Origin of the sequence: Bradyrhizobium sp. SZCCHNRI20481, assembly GCF_032485055.1 — a bacterium.
Lineage (GTDB): Bacteria > Pseudomonadota > Alphaproteobacteria > Rhizobiales > Xanthobacteraceae > Bradyrhizobium.
In genome coordinates, this window is sequence record NZ_JAUEUE010000019.1 from 123,927 (window position 1) to 141,970 (window position 18,044).

The following is an 18,044-nucleotide window of genomic DNA, read 5'->3' on the forward strand; positions in this document are numbered from 1 at the left end:
GGCAGGGGGCGGCGCGTTACGCCGCCTGACGGTTCGAGACCAGCGCCGTCAGCCGCACCGATTGCTCTGGGTTCAGTGCGAACTGGACCAACACGGTGCGGTCGCCGACGCGGGTCACGGTCCCCGGCAGATCGGACACCATGCCGGTGATGGCAAGCGTCACCGACGTGTTGATCGTCAGACGAACCGGAACGGCTTCGAGCAGGGCGCCGCCGAGCGAGAGGTTGCGCACGGTGACAGGGATCGCTTCGCCATTCACCTGCAGCGTGCCCTGGCGGTTGATGTTGAGCCGCGTCGACAGCCGGCGATCGACGTCGGCAGTCGAGGTCCGGATCACCCGCACCAGTTCGGTGCGCAGTCGCTGCACCTTGTCGGCGACAACAGTCGAGCCGTCGCGGATATCGGTCGAGCGCCGGCCGGCCTCGCTGGCCTCGCGAGAGACCTCAACGCGGCTGAGCCATGGGGCGGTCCGGACATGTGAGGAATCTAGATGCGAGCCATTTTAAGGATTCGCAGTTGATGCCCGGTTAAGTGCGGATGGCAACTAGTTGCCGTACGCGCGGGGGCGTTTCCGCAGTTGTACGGACGCCATTTTGTGAGTGTTGAGTAGTTGCGTAGTTCTGGGTCAGGACATGTCAGGCCTGATCAGCTCGGTCGCGGTTTCATCCTTCAGTCGTGCGACCAGATCAGCGCGGCGGGTGAGCACCGCGCGCTGGTTGACATAGCCCTTGTCAGTGATCTCGCCGGCATCGAGCAAGGGCGGCTCGGCCATCAATAGCGCACGGGTCGCATAGCGCGACGAGCCGACCGCCTCAGTGCGAAGCTTAGCCAATCCTCGCGCGATGGCAGTGCGCACCGATGGATGCGCCAGAACGTCGCTGGCTGCGGCCGTCTCGGTCAGCCCAGCGGCGGCGCGGCACGCTGCGATGTTGGGCACGATGAGAAAGTGCACCTCGTCGGTGCCGTGGCCTGCGATCACGATATCCTGCGCCAACGGCGCCAGCGCCGCGATGCCGGCAATGCGCAGCGCGCCGACGTTCACCCATGTCCCGGAGCTGAGCTTGAAATCCTCGGTGATGCGGCCGTCGAAGAACAGGCCGCGCTCCGGATGCTCGGGATCTGCGAGCTTCACGGCGTCGCCGATCTTGTAGAAGCCCTCCTCGTCGAAAGCCGCGGCCGTGAGCTCGGGCGCCTTCCAATAGCCCGGCATCACGTTCGGCCCGCGCACGCGGACCTCGAGCTTCTCGCCGGTCGGCACCAGCTTGAGCTCGGTGCCGGGGATCGGCACGCCGATGTTGCCGGCGCGCTCGGCGAAGAAGTGGCAGTCGGTCGCGAGCGGCGATGTCTCGGTGGCGCCCCACGCCGACACCAGCGGTGCAGGACGGCCGATCGTGGCCCGGCTCATCTCGTTGAGCGCATCCCACAGATTTTGCGGCAGGGCCGCGGCCGCATAGAGGATGCACCTGACGCCGGAGAAAAATCTGCGGCGTAGATCGTCATCGGCCCTGAGTGCCGCGACCAGCATGTCGAAGCCGCGCGGCACGTTGAAATAGATCGTCGGCACCAGGCTGCGCAAATTGGCGAGCGAGGTCTCGAACAGGCCGGGCGCCGGCTTGCCGCCGTCGATGTAGATCGACCCGCCGTGGCTCAGCACCAGGTTGAAATTGTGGTTGGCGCCGAAGGTGTGACTCCATGGCAGCCAGTCGACGATGACGGGGCCGCCCTCGACCTCGCGCAGGAAGGTCCAGAGCTGCGCCTTGGCCTGCTGGCTCATGGTCAGCATCCGGTGCGTGTTGATCACCGCTTTCGGCTGCCCGGTCGAGCCGGAGGTGAACAGCAGCTTGGCCACCGTGTCCGGCGTGACCGCGGCGAAGGCGCGGTCGACCTCGGCGCCGGGCTTCGTCGCGAGCAGGGTCTGCAGCGGCACCGCGCTCGTTCCATCGCCGTCACCGGCAATGATCGTTGCCCGATGCAGGCCGTCGACGGCCGCGAGCGCGCGCGCGAACGGCTCGCGCTGCGCGACGAAGATGGTGCCTGGATCGAGCAGACGGATCATCGCGCGCAGCTTCTCGTGATCCGTCGACATCAGCGAATAGGCCGGCGAGATCGCGCAGACGGGGATGCCGACATGCTGCGCTGCGAGCGCCAGCACGGCATGGGCGATGCTGTTGTCGGACAGGATCGCGAGCGGACGCTCCGGACCAAGGCCCTGCGCGAGCATCCAGGCCGCGGCGGCGCGGACCTGCATCAATGTTTCGCCGTAGGTCAGCCAGGTCCAGTTGTCGCCACGGCGTTCGGCCAGGAACGTGCGATCCGGGAAATGGTGGCCCCAATGCTCCAGCCATTCGCCGGTGCAGCGCGCGGCCGGCTGCAACGGCATGCGCGAGCGCAGGATGATCGCGCCGTCGTCACGCCTGACGGCCTCGATCGACGGCTCGGCGAACATCGCAGGCCCGGATGGCCGGCGTTCTGCATCAACCATGGCGCGTCTCCGCGCTGCGGGCCGTGATTGCGGACGATGCAATGCGGGAGGGAGTGGGGAAGGAGAATGCTGCGCAACAGGCGCTGCGATCGGGTGCAATGTGCCGCCGCATTGCGGTCGCAATGCAGGCAGCCGTCGCCATGAATGACGGCATGCGTCTCCCTCCCATATTGTAGTCGTTGATCGCGAGACTAACAGAATGGTTGTATTTTGCAATTATTGTGGATGTGACCAATTGCGGCGGCTTGCCCTTGCGACGGCATCGGTCTAGGCAGGGATGCTTCATGTCAGCGAGCCAGCATGCCCAAGAGTGCGAGCGCCGGAGCGCAGCGAGACGCAGCCAGCCGGGTTTCCGGGATCGGTCTCGGTGAGCTCGAGAGCCATCTCGGCTATTTCGTCCGCCGCCTGCAGCACTGGATCTTCCGCGACGTCAACGCCGCGCTCGCGGCCGTCGACCTCGACGTCATCCTCTATTCGATCCTGGAGACGATCGCGGCCAATCCCGGCGCCGCGCAGATCGCGATCGCCGGCGCGCTGGGCATCGAGCGCGCGCGCATGGTCGCGCTGCTCGACGACCTGCAGCAGGCCGGGCTGATCGTGCGCGAACGCTCCGAGCACGACCGCAGGGCCCATGCGCTCGGCCTGACGCCGCGTGGTCGCCTGATTCTCAAGAAGGCCAATGCACTGGTCGCCGCGCACGAGAAGCGGGTGGCACGCCGGCTCGGGGGCGACAATTATCGCCGCGCGCTCACGGCGCTGTCGCAGTTCGAGACGGACTAGGCTCGTCGCGAACGGGCCATGTCGCGAGCCTTCTGCCCCGCAAGCACGCATTGGTCATCACTCACACGGCACCCTTTACGCGGTACCGCGGTAACTCTACCTCAAACGAAGCAAAATGAAAGATGCATCCTGAGGCTGTTGCCATGCTGGATGCATTGCAGCTCTCAGCTCGCCGCTTCCAGCCGCTCTTCCGTGAGAAGCCGCATCGCGGCGTCGGCGTCCATCGGCTCGCCGAAGGCGTAGCCCTGGGCGTATTCGCAGCCGAGCTGATAGAGCTCGACGGCATCGGAGTCGGTCTCCGCGCCTTCCGCCACCACGTCCATGCCGAGATCGTGCGCCAGCGCGATGATCGATTTGAGGATCACCGGCCGCGTGCCGCGCGCGGTGGTGCGCACGAACGACTGGTCGATCTTCAAGGTGTCGAACGGGAAGCGCTGCAGATAGGCGAGCGAGGAATGGCCGGTGCCGAAATCGTCGATCGACAGGCCGACGCCGAGCTCGCGGATGCGCGTCAGCATCTGCGCGGCGTGCTCCGGGTTCTCCATCACCAGCGATTCCGTCAGCTCGATCTTGAGCGAGCCCCGCGCGACCGAGGAGCGCGCCAGCACCGAGCGGATGTCGTGGATCAGGTCGTGGCGCAGGAGCTGGCGCGAGGAGACGTTGACGCTGGCGAAGATCGGCTCGCGCAGCCGCGTCGCGCGCTGCCACACCGCGAGCTGGCGCGCGGTCTGGTCGAGCACGAAGGTGCCGAGATCGACGATCAGGCCGATCTCCTCGGCGATGGTGATGAACTCGATCGGTGACATCCGCCCGAGCTTCGGATGATCCCAGCGCGCCAGGGCCTCGAAGCCGGCGATCGAGCGATCCTCCAGCCGCACGATCGGCTGGTACAGGATCGTGATCTCCTGGCGCTCGATCGAGCGGCGCAGCTCGCTCTCCAACGTCAGGCGGTCGTTCTTGCGCGCCCGCATCGCCGGCTTGTAGACGTCGATGCGGTCGCCGCCGATGCGCTTGGAGTGATACATCGCAAGCTCCGCATCCTTGATGATGTCCTCCGACAGCTGCGTCTGCGGGTCGGACAGAGCAAGGCCGATCGAGGCGGTCAGGAAGATCTCGCGCTCGTTGAAGGCGATCGGCGCGCGGATGGTCTTGCGGATGGTCTCGGCAAACGCGGTGATGCGGGCGGGGTCCTGCTCGGACAGCAGGATCAGGCCGAACTGATCGCCTGCGAGCCGGGCCAACGTATCTTGGGGCTTGAGGATGCGCGACAGCCGCCGCGCCAGGGTCAGCAGGATGGAATCGCCGACCGCGATGCCGACAGAGTCGTTGACCTGCTTGAAGCGGTCGAGATCGATCACCATCAGGGTCGGCCGCATCGCCGGCATCGACTTGGCGAAATTGGCGACGGCGGCGAGACGGTCGATGAACAGCTTGCGGTTGGGCAGGCCGGTCAGATTGTCGTGCACGGAATCGTGGAGCAGGCGCTCCTCGGCATTCTTGAACTCGGTCACGTCGGTGAGCGTGCCGACCACGCGCGAGACCTCGCCGTCCGAGCCGACCACGGGGCGCGCCTTGAGCGCGAACCACATGAAATGGCCGTCGGGCGTGCGCAGCCGGAAGTCCTGCACCAGGCGGCCGCGGCGTTGGTCGAGGACACTGTCGAGCGCGGCGCGGAAGCGGTCCTGATCGAGCGGATGCAGCACCTCGAGCCATTTCGCGGCCGGGCCTTCCAGTGTGCCGCGCTTCAGGCCGAGCAGGCTCTCGGTCTCCGGGCTGGTGAACACCTTGTCGGCGGAGACGTCCCAGTCCCAGATCAGGTCGCCGGAGCCGGCCAGGGCCAGCGCGCGGCGCTCGACGTCGGAGACGATGCCGGTGGTGGCGCCGCCGCCGGCGAAGGCGTGCTGCATCACGGTGAAGCCGATCAGCATCACGATCAGCACGAGGCCGCCGAGCAGGGCCGGGCCGACGATGTCGTTGGTGACCTGACCTGCGACCGTCATGCCGGCGGCGGCGACCCACACCGTGAGCAGGAACCAGGTCGGGATCAGCAGCACCGCGCGGTCGAAGCCGTGGCTGGAGAGATAGACGATCAGTGCGAAGCCAAGGACCGCGATCAGCAGCAGCGACATCCGTGCGATGCCCGAGGCGACCGCCGGATCGAACAGCGCCACCGCGACCAGCGAGCCGAGGAAGAACAGCCAGCCCAGCGTGATGTGCGAGTAGCGGACGTGCCAGCGCGACAGATTGAGATAGGCGAACAGGAACACCAGCAGGGTCGCCGCCAGGATCGCCTCGCCCGCGGCGCGCCAGACGCGCTCGGCATTGTTCGACATGTCCAGGACCTTGCCCCAGAAGCCGAAATCGACGCCGATATAGACCAGCACCGCCCAGGCCAGCGCCGCGGCCGCCGGGAACATGATGCTGCCCTTGACCACGAACAGGATCGTGAGCACGAGCGCGAGAAGCCCGGAGATGCCGATCACGATGCCCTGGTACAGCGTGAACGAGTTGACCTTGTCCTTGTAGGCCTCGGGCTCCCACAGATAGAGCTGCGGCAGCTTGTCGGTGCGCAGCTCGGCCACGAAGGTGACGACCGAGCCGGGATCGAGGGTGACGCGGAAGACGTCGGCGGTCGGGCTCTCCTGCCGCTCCGGCAGGTCGCCGACCGAGGGCGTGATGGTGGCGATGCGCGACAGGCCGAGATCGGGCCAGAGCACGCCGGAGCCGACCACGCGGTAGTGCGGTGCCACGATCAGGCGGTCGAGCTGGTCGTCGGTATTGTTGGCCAGTGCGAACACGATCCAGTTCTGGCCGCCCTCGCGCGCCCGCACCTCAATGCGGCGGACGATGCCGTCGGTGCCGGGCGCGGTCGAGACCTGGATGCGGTCGTTCTCGCTGCGCTGATGATCGAGGATGCCCGTGAGGTCGATCGCAGGCGCGTCGCTGCGAACGCTGACGGCGTCAACGGCCTGAGCGGGGGCAGCGGCACCACACATCACGAGGCCCAGCGCCGCCAACGACGCGAGGCACCTGATCAGACGCAATGTCAAATCTCCGCGTTCGACACCAATCCAAAGCGAAACAAGCCAAATCGAAAGAGGTCGTCGCCGGGCTAATTGGAGCCGTTCCAGGCACGGTTTAGATGTGCGCGATCATTGGCACGAAAGCGAGGAGAATCAAAGAGTTTCCAAACACGCTCTGTTTAGACTGCACCTAGATTTCCAACACAATTTTGCCAATATGTTGGCTCGTCTCCATGCGTGCATGCGCTTTCGCTGCATCCACGAGGGGAAAGGTCGAGTCCATCAGCGGCTTGATGCGGCCCTCGCGCAGGAACGGCATCACCTTGGCCTCGATCGCCGCCACCATCGCCGCCTTGTCGGCGTTGCTGCGCGGGCGCAGCGTGGATCCGGTATGGGTCAGGCGCTTGACCATCAGCTTGACGAAATTGACGGTCGCCTTCGGGCTACCCAGGAAGGCGATCTGGACGATGCGGCCATCGGTGGCCGCGGCGTCGTAGTTGCGCTCGATGTAGTCGCCGCCGACCATGTCGAGGATGACGTTGGCGCCCTTGCCGCCGGTCGCCTCCTTGACCACGGCGACGAAATCCTCGGTCTTGTAGTTGATGGCGCGGTCGGCGCCGAGCTTGACGCAGGCGTCGGCCTTGTCCTGCGAGCCGACGGTGACCAGCACCTTGCCGCCGAACGCCTTGGCGAGCTGGATCGCCATGGTGCCGATGCCGGAAGAGCCGCCATGCACCAGCAGGGTCTCGCCCTGCTTGAGGCCGCCGCGCTCGAACACGTTGTGCCAGACCGTCATCAGGGTCTCGGGCAGAGCGCCGGCTTCCAGAATTGAGAGCGCGGAGGGGACCGCCATCGCCTGCGCATCTTGTGCGATGCAATATTGCGCATAGCCGCCGCCGGCGACCAGGGACATCACGGTGTCGCCGAGCTTGTGCCGGACGGCGCCCTCGCCGAGGGCCACGACCTCCCCGGCCACTTCCAGCCCCGGCAGGTCGCTGGCGCCGGGCGGCGGCGGATAGCTCCCGGAGCGCTGGGCGACGTCGGGACGGTTAACGCCGGCGGCCTTCACCTTGATCAGGATCTCGCCGGGGCCGGGCTTGGGGACGGGCCGGGTTTCCGGCTTGAGCACCTCGGGTCCGCCCGGCTGGCTGATGGCGACCACGGTCATTTGCGCGGGCAGCTGTTCCATGAGAAATCCTTCGGCGAGGGCTGAAAGCGGGTGCTGCCGCGTGCTTAAGCCAGCCGGGGCATGGCTGGCAACCGGGAGGAGGGTGAGATGGCGAACGAGGACGACGATCGGCCGCGCAAGGCCGTTTCGCACGAGATCGGGCAGGATCTGTCGATGCTGTCGGTCGAGGAGCTGACCAGCCGGGTGGCGCTGCTCCGCGCCGAGATCGAGCGCATCGAGCAGGCGGTGGCGAAAAAGCGCGCCTCGCGTGATGCCGCCGCCAGCATCTTCAAGTCGTGAACCTCGCGGCCGTAGAAACACGGTCGGCCAGTGGCCGACATGGCTAACGAAGATTGAAAAATTTTCGCCATTTACGGTTGATTAAGCTTTCGCGTTTACAACCGAAACCGTCCTCGTTTGGACACCGAGTGGCTCCTGTCCACTCTGTTTGACGCCTCCCTGTTATCAACTTCAAAGCCGCCGGAAACGGCGGCTCTTTTTTTTTGCGCCCGCGCCGAGCCGGGCGAACCGGGCGGTCGTCCTTGGCGCGCTCCCCCATGCGCAGGCGGCGATCGTGGAACGAACGTCGTGTCTGCTCATTGCGCCCGTGCCGGTCTTCGGTCGCCAGCAGGTCGCGCGCGAAAATCCTGTGCGCCGCGGCAGGCGTGACGATCCTCGTTCGACGACTGCAAACTATTGCCGTGATCATGGTTGCTAGTTGAGCTGATCGTGCGACTCGGCCGCGATCGGCCGTGTTGCAGTCGCAAGTGGTACGAGGGCACGGCATGGCCCACGCCGTGGAAACCATAAAAGGCGTTGCTGCTGGACTCTCGAAACCGGCCGCGCAATGATTTGTTCATCATACCGGCGTCGTTGCCGGGTTGCGTAAACAGTCGCGTTTAAGAGGCGTTAACCATGTCGGACCGTTTGCTGGGCGATGGCGCTCTGGTTCAGTTCAACGAGCGGCTCACCAATTCTGCTGCATTCGGCGCGCTGTTCCGGGAAGGCATGGATCTGGTCGAGGAGACCGCCGCCTATCTCGATGGCGACGGCCGCAACGAGGCCAAGGCGCTCGACCGCGCCGTCAGCCTGACCTACGCGACCGAGAGCATGCGTCTCACCACCCGCCTGATGCAACTGGCGTCCTGGCTGCTCCTGCACCGCGCGGTGAAGGAGGGCGAGATGACCCTGAGCCAGGCCAACCGCGAGAAGACCAAGGTCAAGCTGACCGCTGCAGATCCCGGGCCGGATGATCTGCTGGAGAAGCTGCCGCAGCAGCTGCAGAGCCTGATCTCGCGCTCGATGAGCTTGCAGGTGCGGGTCCGCCGGCTCGACTCGACCATTCATTCCCCGCCGCCGGACCAGAGCGCGATCGGCAATCCTCTGGTGCCGCATCTCAACCGGCTGAAGGCCGCGTTCGAGCAGTAGGCCCCGGCATCGGGCGGCCCCGCCGGGCCGCTCCCCCAGCCGAAGGTCTCGTTGCGACCAGCCCAGAAACAAAAACGCCCCCGTCTCCGGGGGCGTTTTGCTGTGAGCTGTTCATCAGGCGCAGGCCAGGAAGGCCGGTACCGGGGCAAGAAGGCATCAATCCTTCTTGAGGAAGCCCTGGAACTTCTTCTGGAAGCGGGAGACGCGGCCGCCGCGATCCATCAGCTGCTGGGTGCCGCCGGTCCACGCCGGGTGCGACTTGGGGTCGATGTCGAGGTTGAGCTTGTCGCCCTCTTTGCCCCAGGTCGAGCGGGTCTGGTACTCGGTGCCATCGGTCATCACGACCGTAATCGTATGATAATTCGGGTGAATGTCGGCTTTCATGGCTGATCCTACGGCACGATGCGAAGACATGATGCGGCGCGGCCGCGCCTGATCCTGTCGTCACTGAAGGGGGACAATTGCCGGGCTCTATAGCCCAAGGTTCTGCCCAAAACAAGCCAAGGTCGCGGATGAACACCTTGGTACGTTTCCGGATTTGCCAAGCCCGGCCCGGCAGGCCTATCAGGACGGCAGATCGGTATTTGGAACAATTCTCAGGTGGCCCATGAGCGTAGTGGAACGGCTTGACGAGCGGCAGGGCGCTGCCCCAGGGCAGGATCCGGTCGGAGATGCCGTTGCGGCCGTCGAGGCATTGGCCGAGCCGGCAAGCCCTGTGCGGCGCTCGAAGCTGCGCCCGCTGCTGGCGCTGTCTCCCTATGTCCTGCGCTATCGCGGCCGTGCCCTCCTGGCGCTGATCGCGCTCACGGTCGCGGCGCTGACCACGCTGCTGGTCCCGATCGCGGTCCGCCGCATGATCGATTTCGGCTTCACGCCGAAAGGCATCGAACTGATCAACAGCTATTTCAGCGTCATGATCGCCGTGGTGGCGGTGCTCGCGCTGGCAAGCGCGGCCCGCTACTACCTCGTCATGACGATCGGCGAGCGCATCGTCGCCGATCTCCGGCGCGACGTGTTCGCGCATCTGATGTCGCTGTCGCCGTCGTTCTTCGATTCCGCGCGCTCCGGCGAGCTGGTGTCGCGGCTCACCGCCGACACCACCCAGATCAAATCGGCGGCGGGCGCCTCCGTGTCCATCGCGCTGCGCAATCTGCTGCTGTTCATCGGGGCCACCGCAATGATGGTGATCACGAGCCCGAAGCTGTCCGGCTTCGTGCTGCTGGCGATCCCGCTGATCGTGCTGCCGCTGGTGGCGTTCGGGCGCTGGGTCCGGCGGCTGTCGCGCAACGCCCAGGACACGCTCGCCGACGCCTCGGCCTATGCGTCCGAGCTGATCGGTTCGATCAGGACGGTGCAGGCCTATACCAGCGAGAGGCTCGCGGCGGCGCGCTTCGGCGGAGAGGTCGAGCAGGCCTATGAGGCGGCGCGGGTCTCGACCCAGGCGCGCGGCGTGCTCACCGCGATCATCATCTTCATCGTGTTCTCCAGCGTCGTCGCGATCCTCTGGGTCGGCTCGCACGACGTGCTGACCGGTGCGATCAGCGCCGGACGGCTCGGTCAGTTCGTGCTCTACGCGGCCTTCGCGGCCGCCGGGCTCGGCCAGCTCTCGGAGGTCTGGGGCGAAGTGTCGGCGGCGTCCGGCGCGGCCGAGCGGCTGTTCGAGCTGTTGCACGTGCAGCCGGAAATCACGGCGCCCGCGCAACCGCGCCCGATGCCGGAGCCGGCGCGTGGCGACCTCGGCTTCGAGCGGGTCAGCTTCGCCTATCCGGGTCGCCCAGACGTCTGCGTTCTCGACGATGTCTCGTTTGTGATCCGCGCCGGTGAGAAGGTCGCAATCGTCGGCCCCTCCGGCGCCGGCAAGAGCACGCTGTTCCATCTGCTTCTGCGCTTCTACGATCCCGCGTCCGGCTCGATCTCGTTCGACGGTGTGCCGGTGCGCGCGGCTGACCCGCGCAAGATGCGCGAGCGCATCGCGCTGGTGCCGCAGGAATCCGTGGTGTTCGCCGCCAGTGCGCGTGAGAACATCCGCTTCGGCCGGCCCGAGGCGACCGACGCCGAGGTCGAGCGCGCCGCCGATCTCGCTCATGCCAGCGAATTCATCCGCCGCTTGCCGAACGGCTTCGACACCTCGCTCGGCGAGCGCGGCGTCACGCTCTCGGGCGGCCAGCGCCAGCGCATCGCCATCGCGCGCGCCATCCTGCGCGATGCGCCGCTGCTGCTGCTCGACGAGGCGACCTCGGCGCTCGACGCCGAGAGCGAGACGCTGGTACAGACTGCGCTCGAGGGGCTGATGAAGGACCGCACCACCCTGGTGATCGCGCATCGACTCGCCACGGTGCTGTCCTGCGACCGCATCCTGGTCATGGACCGCGGCCGCATCGTCGAGCAGGGCACCCACACGTCGCTGGTTGCGGCCAACGGTCTCTATGCGCGGCTGGCCCGGCTGCAGTTCGAGGGCGTGTAGTTCCTGCAACACCGTGGACGGCCGGCAACACCCTCGAATTCTCGTTCCCGACCCTGCAACCTTTCTCCCGCCTTGTACGTTCCCTGCCGGAACAGATGGCGCGCCGCTCGTAGCAGGCGTGCCTGGTCCTAACAGGAGCAACGGACATGCCTTATCGTCGTGGCAGTTTTGCCCTCACGCCGCCCTCGTTCGTGATCTTCGCAATCGCGCTGGTGCTCGCCCTCGTCGCGATGCTCGCGCACTACATGCACGCTTCGGTGCCGCTGCTGTCGGCCGCGCACGCCTTCGATGCGCTGGCGATTGCGTTCGTGGTGTTGACGATCGGCGTGCTGTTTCGCGGCGTGTAGTTGCTGATCGCTGCACCCTCGGTGTCGCCCCTGCGAACGCAGGGGCCCATAACCACAGACCGATGTTTGGCGCCCGAATGCCAGGGACACCCACTCGTCGCAAAACCTCTGCCGCGGCGTATGAGTCCCGGATCTGCCCTCGCTGCGCTCGGTTGTCCGGGACGACAGTGGTGTGTGTCGCCGCAGTGCAATCCAATCGCTTCTAAGGCGTCCACGCCATTCGCAGCACCGGACGGCCCGACGTCGGGTTGACGTCCTCGCCGGCCTCCGCGAAGCCGCAGCGCTTGTAGAAGCGAATGGCGCGGGCGTTGTCCTTGTTGACCAACAGCGTGATGCCGCCGGGCGAACGCTGCTTGGCCACGTCGACGAGCTGCGTCGCCAGCGGCGAGCCCCAATGCTGGGGCGACACCACGAGCTGATCGAGATAGCCGGTAGCATCGATGGTGACGAAGCCGGCGAGGGTGCCCTCCGTCTCGGCCACGATCACCTCAGCCTTCGGTACCAGCTCGCTGCGCCAGCGCTCGCGCCACCACGGCACCCGCGCGGCAAAGTCGATGGCGGGATAAGCGAGCTGCCACGTCTCCTGCCACAGCGCGATCGCAGCGTCCTCGTCGGCGGCGCGATAGGGGCGAAGAGTGAAGGGCACGGTCAAGATGAGGTCGTCATGCCCGGCCTCGGGCCGGGCATCCACGCCTTTCCAGCCTGGAGACCTCCGACGGCTTGGATGGCCGGGACAAGCCTGGCCATGACGTGGTGAGAGGCGTGTCGTCTCAACTCACCGCTCCGTCAGCTTCAGCTCGATGCGCCGGTTGCGGCGGAAGGCATCCTCGGTATTCGCGGGGTCGAGCGGCTGGAATTCGGCGAAGCCGGCCGCGACCAGGCGCTGGGCAGGCACGCCGAGCGAGATCAGATACTGCACCACCGAGATGGCGCGCGCCGAGGACAATTCCCAGTTCGACTTGAACACCGGGCTGTTGATCGGACGAACGTCGGTGTGGCCATCGACCCGCAGCACCCAGGAGATCTCAGCGGGGATCTGCTTGTCGAGATCGACCAGCGCCGTTGCCACCGAGTTCAGCTCCTGCTGGCCCTCGGGCAGCAGGGTGGCTTGCCCCGTGTCGAAGAACACCTCGGACTGGAACACGAAGCGGTCGCCGACGACGCGAATGTCGGGACGGTTGCCGAGGATGGCGCGCAGCCGGCCGAAGAACTCCGAGCGGTAGCGGGTCAGCTCCTGCACCCGCTGTGCCAGCGCGACGTTGAGGCGCGAGCCGAGATCGGCGATGCGGCTCTGCGATTCCTTGTCGCGCTTCTCCGAGGCATCGAGCGCATCCTCGAGCGCGGCGAGCTGGCGGCGCAATGCGCTGATCTGCTGGTTGAGCACCTCGATCTGGGCCAGCGCCCGCGCCGTGACCTGCTTCTCGGAGTCGAGCGCCCGGTTGAGCTCGTTGGCGCGGCCGGCGGCATTGCTGCCGGCATTGGCGAGCCCGTCATAGAGACCCTTGACGCGGTCGCGCTCGGCTTCGGCGCTTGCGAGCCCGGCGCGCAGTTGCGCGACCTGGTCATCCAGCGAGAGCTTGCCGAGCTTCTCCAGGGACAGCATCTCGTTGAGCTGCGCGATCTTGGCGTTGAGCTGCTCCAGCGCCTTGTCCTTGCCGGTGACCTCCTGCGACAGGAAGAACTGCACCACCAGGAACACGGTCAGCAGGAACACGATCGACAGCACCAGCGTCGAGAGCGCGTCGACGAAGCCCGGCCAGTAGTTGAGGCCGGAATCTCCACGGCGGGTACGGGCAAGCGCCATTCAGCGTCTCCTAGTTCGTCTTCGGCAGGCCGGTGGAGCAGCTCAACTCTTCTCGGTTTGCCGCGCGAGCCGCTCCAGCAGCCGCTTGATCTCGCGGTTCTGCTCGCCCTGGCCGTCGGCCCATTCGCGGATCATCTGCTGCTCGGTGCGCATGTGCCCGACCAGCCCCTGGATCGCCTCGGCGAGGTTGGCCATCGCCGCGGTGGCGCCGCGGTTCGAGCCGTCCTCCATGGCGGTGCGCAGCCGCTCGATGGCGACCGAGAGATCGGCCCCGGTATCGCCCGTCCCGCCATATTCGCGCACGGTGCCCGCGAGCCAATCTTCCAGGTCGGTATAGAAGCGGTTCTGCGCCTGGCTCGACTGCAGGTCGAGGAAGCCGAGGATCAGCGAGCCGGCAAGGCCGAACAGCGAGGACGAGAACGAGATGCCCATGCCGCCCAGCGGCGCGGCAAGGCCGCCCTTCAGCGTATCGAACAGCGCGCCGGCGTCGCCACCGACCTTGAGGCCCTCGATCACCTTGCCGACCGAGCCGACCGTCTCGATCAGACCCCAGAACGTGCCGAGCAGGCCGAGGAACACCAGCAGGCCGGTCATGTAGCGCGAGATGTCGCGGGCCTCGTCCAGGCGCGTAGCGATCGAGTCGAGCAGGTGGCGCATGGTCTGCTGTGAGATCGACATCCGCCCCGAGCGCTCGCGGCCGAGGATGGCGGCCATCGGCGCCAGCAGGACCGGGTGGCGAGGCACCGCCAGGCCGGGATCGGCGATGCGGAAATTGTTGACCCAGGACACTTCCGGATAGAGCCGGACCACCTGTCGGAACGACAGGATGACGCCGATCAGCAGCACCGCCCCGATCAGGGCGTTGAGGCCGGGATTGGCGAAGAACGCCATGATGATCTGCTTGTAGAGCACGACGCCGACCAGCGCGCACAGCACCAGGAAGACCAGCATCCGCACCAGGAAGATCCGGGGCGAGGACAATTTGGTCATTTCGACGTCCATCGCGGAGCGGGAAGGGGAGCCTTGAGGCATTGTCGATGACATCCGTTGCGGGGACCGGTCCCTAAAATCCACTATGGCACAGCAGCAGCGGGAAAAAAGCCGCGATCGGCGCAATCCCCGTCCCCTGCGCGGAACTATGGCTGAAACCGGCGGGCATCCGCGGCGTAGTTAGTCCCGTGGCTCATATCTAGCGGGAACGCCCTGGCTTTGTCATGACCGTCGTTGAATATCTGCAAGCGCTCCTGGCGATGGCCGCGGCGATGTCGGTGCTGATGGGGCTCGCCTGGGTCGTGCAGCAGCGCAGCGGCAACTCCGGCTGGGTCGACACGATCTGGACATTTTCCGTCGGGCTGGTCGGCGCCGCGGGCGCGATCTGGCCCGCCGGCGGCGCGGCCCCCAACGCACGGCAGTGGCTGGTCGCGGTGCTGGTGGCGGTCTGGTCGCTGCGGCTCGGCGGCCATGTCGCAGCACGCAGCCGCGGCATGTCCGACGACCCGCGCTATGCGGAGTTCGCCCGGCAATGGGGCGCGGCCGCACCGCGGCGCATGTTCCTGTTCCTGCAGCAGCAGGCCTGGGGCTCGATCCCGCTGGTGTTCGCGATGTTCGTCGCGGCCCATGCGCCGGCCGCCGAGCTGCGTCTGCAGGACTATCTCGGCATCTTCGTGCTGTTCGCAGGCATCGCCGGCGAGGGACTGGCCGATGCCCAGCTCAAGGCGTTCCGCGCCGATCCCGCCAACAAGAGCAAGGTGTGCGACGTCGGCCTGTGGCGCTGGTCGCGCCATCCCAACTATTTCTTCGAGTGGGTGTGCTGGCTGTCCTATCCGGTCATCGCGCTGTCGTTCGACCATCCGTGGGGCTTCGCCAGCCTGCTCGCGCCGTTGTTCATGTACTGGATCCTGGTCCACGTCACCGGCATCCCGCCGCTGGAGCAGCAGATGCTGCGCTCGCGCGGTGACCGCTACCGGGCCTACCAGGCGCGCACCAGCGCGTTCTTTCCCCTGCCGCCAAATCCTTTTACGAAGTAACGGAGCCACTGCATGAGCTTCATCTCGACCATCATCGGCGCCGCCGAGCGTGTGCCGCTGCCCGACGCCGTCATCCGCTCAGCGATCTCCGAATTGTGCGCACGCACCGCGGCGCGGCTGGGCGGGGCCGATGCAATGGGTGATGCAGAGTTCGCCCGCCTGCTGACGATGCGCCCGATCGCCGAGCATACCGACGCGGCGAACAGCCAGCACTACGAGGTGCCGGCGGCGTTCTTCGCCCGCGTGCTCGGGCCGAACCGCAAATATTCCTGCTGCTTCTACAAGGAGCCGGTCTCGACCCTGCAGGAGGCGGAGGAGGAGGCGCTGCGCCAGACCGTCGCCAATGCCGATCTGCAGGACGGCCAGAGCGTTCTCGAGCTCGGCTGCGGCTGTGGCTCGCTGTCGCTGTTCATGGCCCGGCAGTTCCCGCATGCGAAGATCACGGCGGTGTCGAACTCCCATTCGCAGCGCCGCGCGATCGAGGAGATGGCGGCCGCGCGCGGCCTGCTCAATTTGCGGGTCATCACCGCCGACATGAACGGGTTCGCTCCCGACGCGCGGTTCGATCGCATCGTCTCGGTGGAGATGTTCGAGCACATGATGAACTGGCGCGAGCTGCTGTGGCGGGTCAGATCATGGCTCGCGCCGGACGGCCGCCTGTTCATGCACATCTTCACCCACCGCACCGGATCCTACCTGTTCGACCGCAACGATCGCGAGGACTGGATCGCGCAGCATTTCTTCACCGGCGGCATCATGCCGAGCCACACCTTGATCCGGCAGTATGCGGATCTGTTCGCGGTCGAGAAGGAATGGTGCTGGAGCGGCACGCATTATCAGCGCACGGCACGGGACTGGCTGGCCAATTTCGATGCCGACTACAACCGCATCCTGCAGGTGCTGCAGCCGGTCTATGGCGACGACACGGCGCTGTGGATGCGCCGCTGGCGCTGGTTCTTCCTCGCCACCGCGGGTCTGTTCGGGCACGACGAAGGCCGTGAATGGGGCGTCAGTCACTACCGCCTGCGGCCGGCGAACTAATTTGTTCGCTGCGGCGGGATGCCGCAGCTCCGAAGGAGATTCGCGTTTCACTGTGCGGATTCTGCGGGGAACCTGCTGCCACAAAGCACTCACAATTAGGTGAGTCCAAAAAAATCTTGATCTATCAGTCACGTAGTTCGTGTGACATCAAGCCGCCCGGGTTCCGCGTTGCGTCGCAGCAGCTCTTTTCTATGTTGCAGGCAAGGCGAGCGCCAGAATGGCGCTATGACTGGGCCGTCCGGTCGACCGGTTTTCATCATCATCGAGGGGCTCCTCCACCCATGTCTCGTTTTCGCGCGTCGCTGGTCAGCAGTGCATTGATGCTCGCGGCCGCCGCGCCGCTGCTGGCCGGCTGTAACGACCCCATCCAGGCTCAGGCCTCCGCCAATGAGCAGATCGTCATCCCCGACGTCGGCATCGTGACCGTCGAGCAGAAGGCGCGAGCGATCGTGCGCGAGCTGCCCGGCCGCATCGCGCCGACCCGCGTCTCCGACGTCCGTCCGCGCGTCTCGGGCATCATCGTCGAGCGGCTGTTCCGCCAGGGCAGCGAGGTCAAGGCGGGCGATCCGCTCTATCGCATCGATCCGAAACCGTTCGAGGTGGAGATCCTGTCGAGCCGGGCGGCGCTGGCCAAGGCCGAGGCGGTGCATGAGCGCGCGGTGCAGCAGGCGCGCCGCATCGCCCTGCTGTTCAAGGAGCGCGCTGCGCCCGAGGTCGAGCAGGAGAAGGCGGTCGCGAGCGAGCGCGAAGCCGCGGCCGACATCGAGGCCCGCAAGGCCGATCTCGCGCGCGCCCAGCTCAACCTCGACTATGCGACCGTGCGCGCGCCGATCGACGGCATCGTCGGCGCGGCCCAGGTCAGCGAGGGCGCCATCGCGGTTCAGAACGAGACCTCGCTGGTCACGATCCAGCAGCTCGATCCGATCTATGCCGACTTCACCCAGTCGGTGAGCGAGCTCAACCGCCTGCGCCGGGCGTTCGAGTCGGGCGACCTCGACCAGATCTCGCCCGACGCGATCAAGGTCCGTCTCGTGCTCGACGACGGCACGCCGTATTCGATCCCGGGCAAGCTCTTGTTCTCCGACGCCAAGGTCGATGCCGCCACCGGTCAGGTCACCCTGCGCGGCGAGTTCGCCAATCCGAAGCGCGAGCTCCTGCCGGGCATGTATGTCCGCGTCCGCATCGAGCAGGGCATCGACAGCGACTCCGTCGGCGTGCCGCAGCAGGCGGTGCAGCGCAACGCGGCCGGCGGGTCCGAGGTCTACGTCATCCGCGACGACAACCGCGCGATCGCCAGGCCGGTCCGCACCGGTCCGACCCAGGATGGCCTGGTGCTGATCACCGACGGTCTGCGCGCCGGCGACAAGGTCGTGGTCGACGGCTTCCAGAAGTTCGCCGCCGGCGACAGGGTCGCGCCGCAGGTCTGGACCGAGGTCAGCGCCGCGACGCAGCTCGAATCGAAGTCGGCGACGCGGTAAGT

General features: G+C 66.5%; 16 protein-coding genes. 8 read left to right on the plus strand and 8 right to left on the minus strand.

Translation table 11 applies throughout. The annotated features are described in order from the left end of the window. Window positions 1-16: 16 nt before the first annotated feature. Complete coding sequence (locus QX132_RS27825) at window positions 17-367, minus strand: PilZ domain-containing protein (RefSeq protein WP_315797037.1); 351 nt, start codon at window positions 365-367, stop codon at window positions 17-19. 258 nt (window positions 368-625) lie between these two features. Further along, window positions 626-2,482 (minus strand): feruloyl-CoA synthase, encoded by a 1,857-nt coding sequence (locus tag QX132_RS27830; protein WP_316163363.1) that lies wholly within the window; start codon window positions 2,480-2,482, stop codon window positions 626-628. Window positions 2,483-2,782: 300 nt separating this feature from the next. Here QX132_RS27830 and QX132_RS27835 point away from each other — a divergent pair, with 300 nt between their 5' ends. After that, a complete protein-coding gene (locus tag QX132_RS27835; RefSeq protein WP_315775434.1) occupies window positions 2,783-3,262 on the plus strand; it encodes a MarR family winged helix-turn-helix transcriptional regulator in 480 nt (159 codons plus the stop codon). A gap of 164 nt (window positions 3,263-3,426) precedes the next feature. On the opposite strand, the gene QX132_RS27840 is transcribed toward QX132_RS27835, so the two are convergent. Both QX132_RS27840 and QX132_RS27845 read right to left on the minus strand, forming a co-directional pair. Beyond that, complete coding sequence (locus tag QX132_RS27840; protein WP_315783597.1) at window positions 3,427-6,306, minus strand: EAL domain-containing protein; 2,880 nt, start codon at window positions 6,304-6,306, stop codon at window positions 3,427-3,429. Between the two features lie 169 nt (window positions 6,307-6,475). Then, window positions 6,476-7,474: an NAD(P)H-quinone oxidoreductase gene (locus tag QX132_RS27845; protein ID WP_315775431.1), complete on the minus strand. Its 999-nt coding sequence runs from the start codon at window positions 7,472-7,474 to the stop codon at window positions 6,476-6,478. A gap of 87 nt (window positions 7,475-7,561) precedes the next feature. Here QX132_RS27845 and QX132_RS27850 point away from each other — a divergent pair, with 87 nt between their 5' ends. Both QX132_RS27850 and QX132_RS27855 read left to right on the plus strand, forming a co-directional pair. Then, window positions 7,562-7,753, plus strand: coding sequence for a DUF1192 domain-containing protein (locus QX132_RS27850; RefSeq protein ID WP_315713892.1), 192 nt, complete (start codon window positions 7,562-7,564; stop codon window positions 7,751-7,753). 615 nt (window positions 7,754-8,368) lie between these two features. Continuing rightward, a complete protein-coding gene (locus QX132_RS27855; protein WP_315713893.1) occupies window positions 8,369-8,881 on the plus strand; it encodes a DUF1465 family protein in 513 nt (170 codons plus the stop codon). A 156-nt stretch (window positions 8,882-9,037) separates the two neighbouring features. Here the strand turns inward: QX132_RS27855 and rpmE are convergent, their stop codons facing one another. Next, complete coding sequence (gene rpmE, locus QX132_RS27860; RefSeq protein WP_015664357.1) at window positions 9,038-9,265, minus strand: 50S ribosomal protein L31; 228 nt, start codon at window positions 9,263-9,265, stop codon at window positions 9,038-9,040. A 223-nt stretch (window positions 9,266-9,488) separates the two neighbouring features. Between rpmE and QX132_RS27865 the strand changes: the two genes are divergently transcribed. Further along, entirely contained in the window at window positions 9,489-11,345 is a 1,857-nt protein-coding gene (locus QX132_RS27865; RefSeq protein WP_315813647.1) for an ABC transporter ATP-binding protein/permease, read from the plus strand. 146 nt (window positions 11,346-11,491) lie between these two features. After that, window positions 11,492-11,692, plus strand: coding sequence for a hypothetical protein (locus QX132_RS27870; RefSeq protein ID WP_006614616.1), 201 nt, complete (start codon window positions 11,492-11,494; stop codon window positions 11,690-11,692). 202 nt (window positions 11,693-11,894) lie between these two features. Here QX132_RS27870 and QX132_RS27875 read toward each other — a convergent pair whose 3' ends face one another. The 3 genes from QX132_RS27875 to QX132_RS27885 form a co-directional block, all read right to left on the minus strand. Next, the gene (locus QX132_RS27875) at window positions 11,895-12,344 is read right to left on the minus strand and encodes a GNAT family N-acetyltransferase (RefSeq protein WP_315775430.1); all 450 of its coding nucleotides are present in this window, start codon (window positions 12,342-12,344) and stop codon (window positions 11,895-11,897) included. A 123-nt stretch (window positions 12,345-12,467) separates the two neighbouring features. Then, window positions 12,468-13,496 (minus strand): peptidoglycan -binding protein, encoded by a 1,029-nt coding sequence (locus QX132_RS27880; RefSeq protein ID WP_315734445.1) that lies wholly within the window; start codon window positions 13,494-13,496, stop codon window positions 12,468-12,470. Window positions 13,497-13,538: 42 nt separating this feature from the next. Beyond that, complete coding sequence (locus tag QX132_RS27885) at window positions 13,539-14,528, minus strand: flagellar motor protein MotA (protein ID WP_315734443.1); 990 nt, start codon at window positions 14,526-14,528, stop codon at window positions 13,539-13,541. 182 nt (window positions 14,529-14,710) lie between these two features. Between QX132_RS27885 and QX132_RS27890 the strand changes: the two genes are divergently transcribed. The 3 genes from QX132_RS27890 to QX132_RS27900 all read left to right on the plus strand — a co-directional run bounded on the left by QX132_RS27890 (window position 14,711) and on the right by QX132_RS27900 (window position 18,042). Then, window positions 14,711-15,523, plus strand: coding sequence for a DUF1295 domain-containing protein (locus QX132_RS27890; RefSeq protein ID WP_316163364.1), 813 nt, complete (start codon window positions 14,711-14,713; stop codon window positions 15,521-15,523). A gap of 12 nt (window positions 15,524-15,535) precedes the next feature. Then, on the plus strand, window positions 15,536-16,564 hold the full coding sequence (locus tag QX132_RS27895) for a cyclopropane-fatty-acyl-phospholipid synthase family protein (protein ID WP_316163365.1): 1,029 nt from the start codon (window positions 15,536-15,538) through the stop codon (window positions 16,562-16,564). A 281-nt stretch (window positions 16,565-16,845) separates the two neighbouring features. Next, window positions 16,846-18,042, plus strand: coding sequence for an efflux RND transporter periplasmic adaptor subunit (locus QX132_RS27900; protein WP_315734436.1), 1,197 nt, complete (start codon window positions 16,846-16,848; stop codon window positions 18,040-18,042). Window positions 18,043-18,044: the final 2 nt, after the last annotated feature.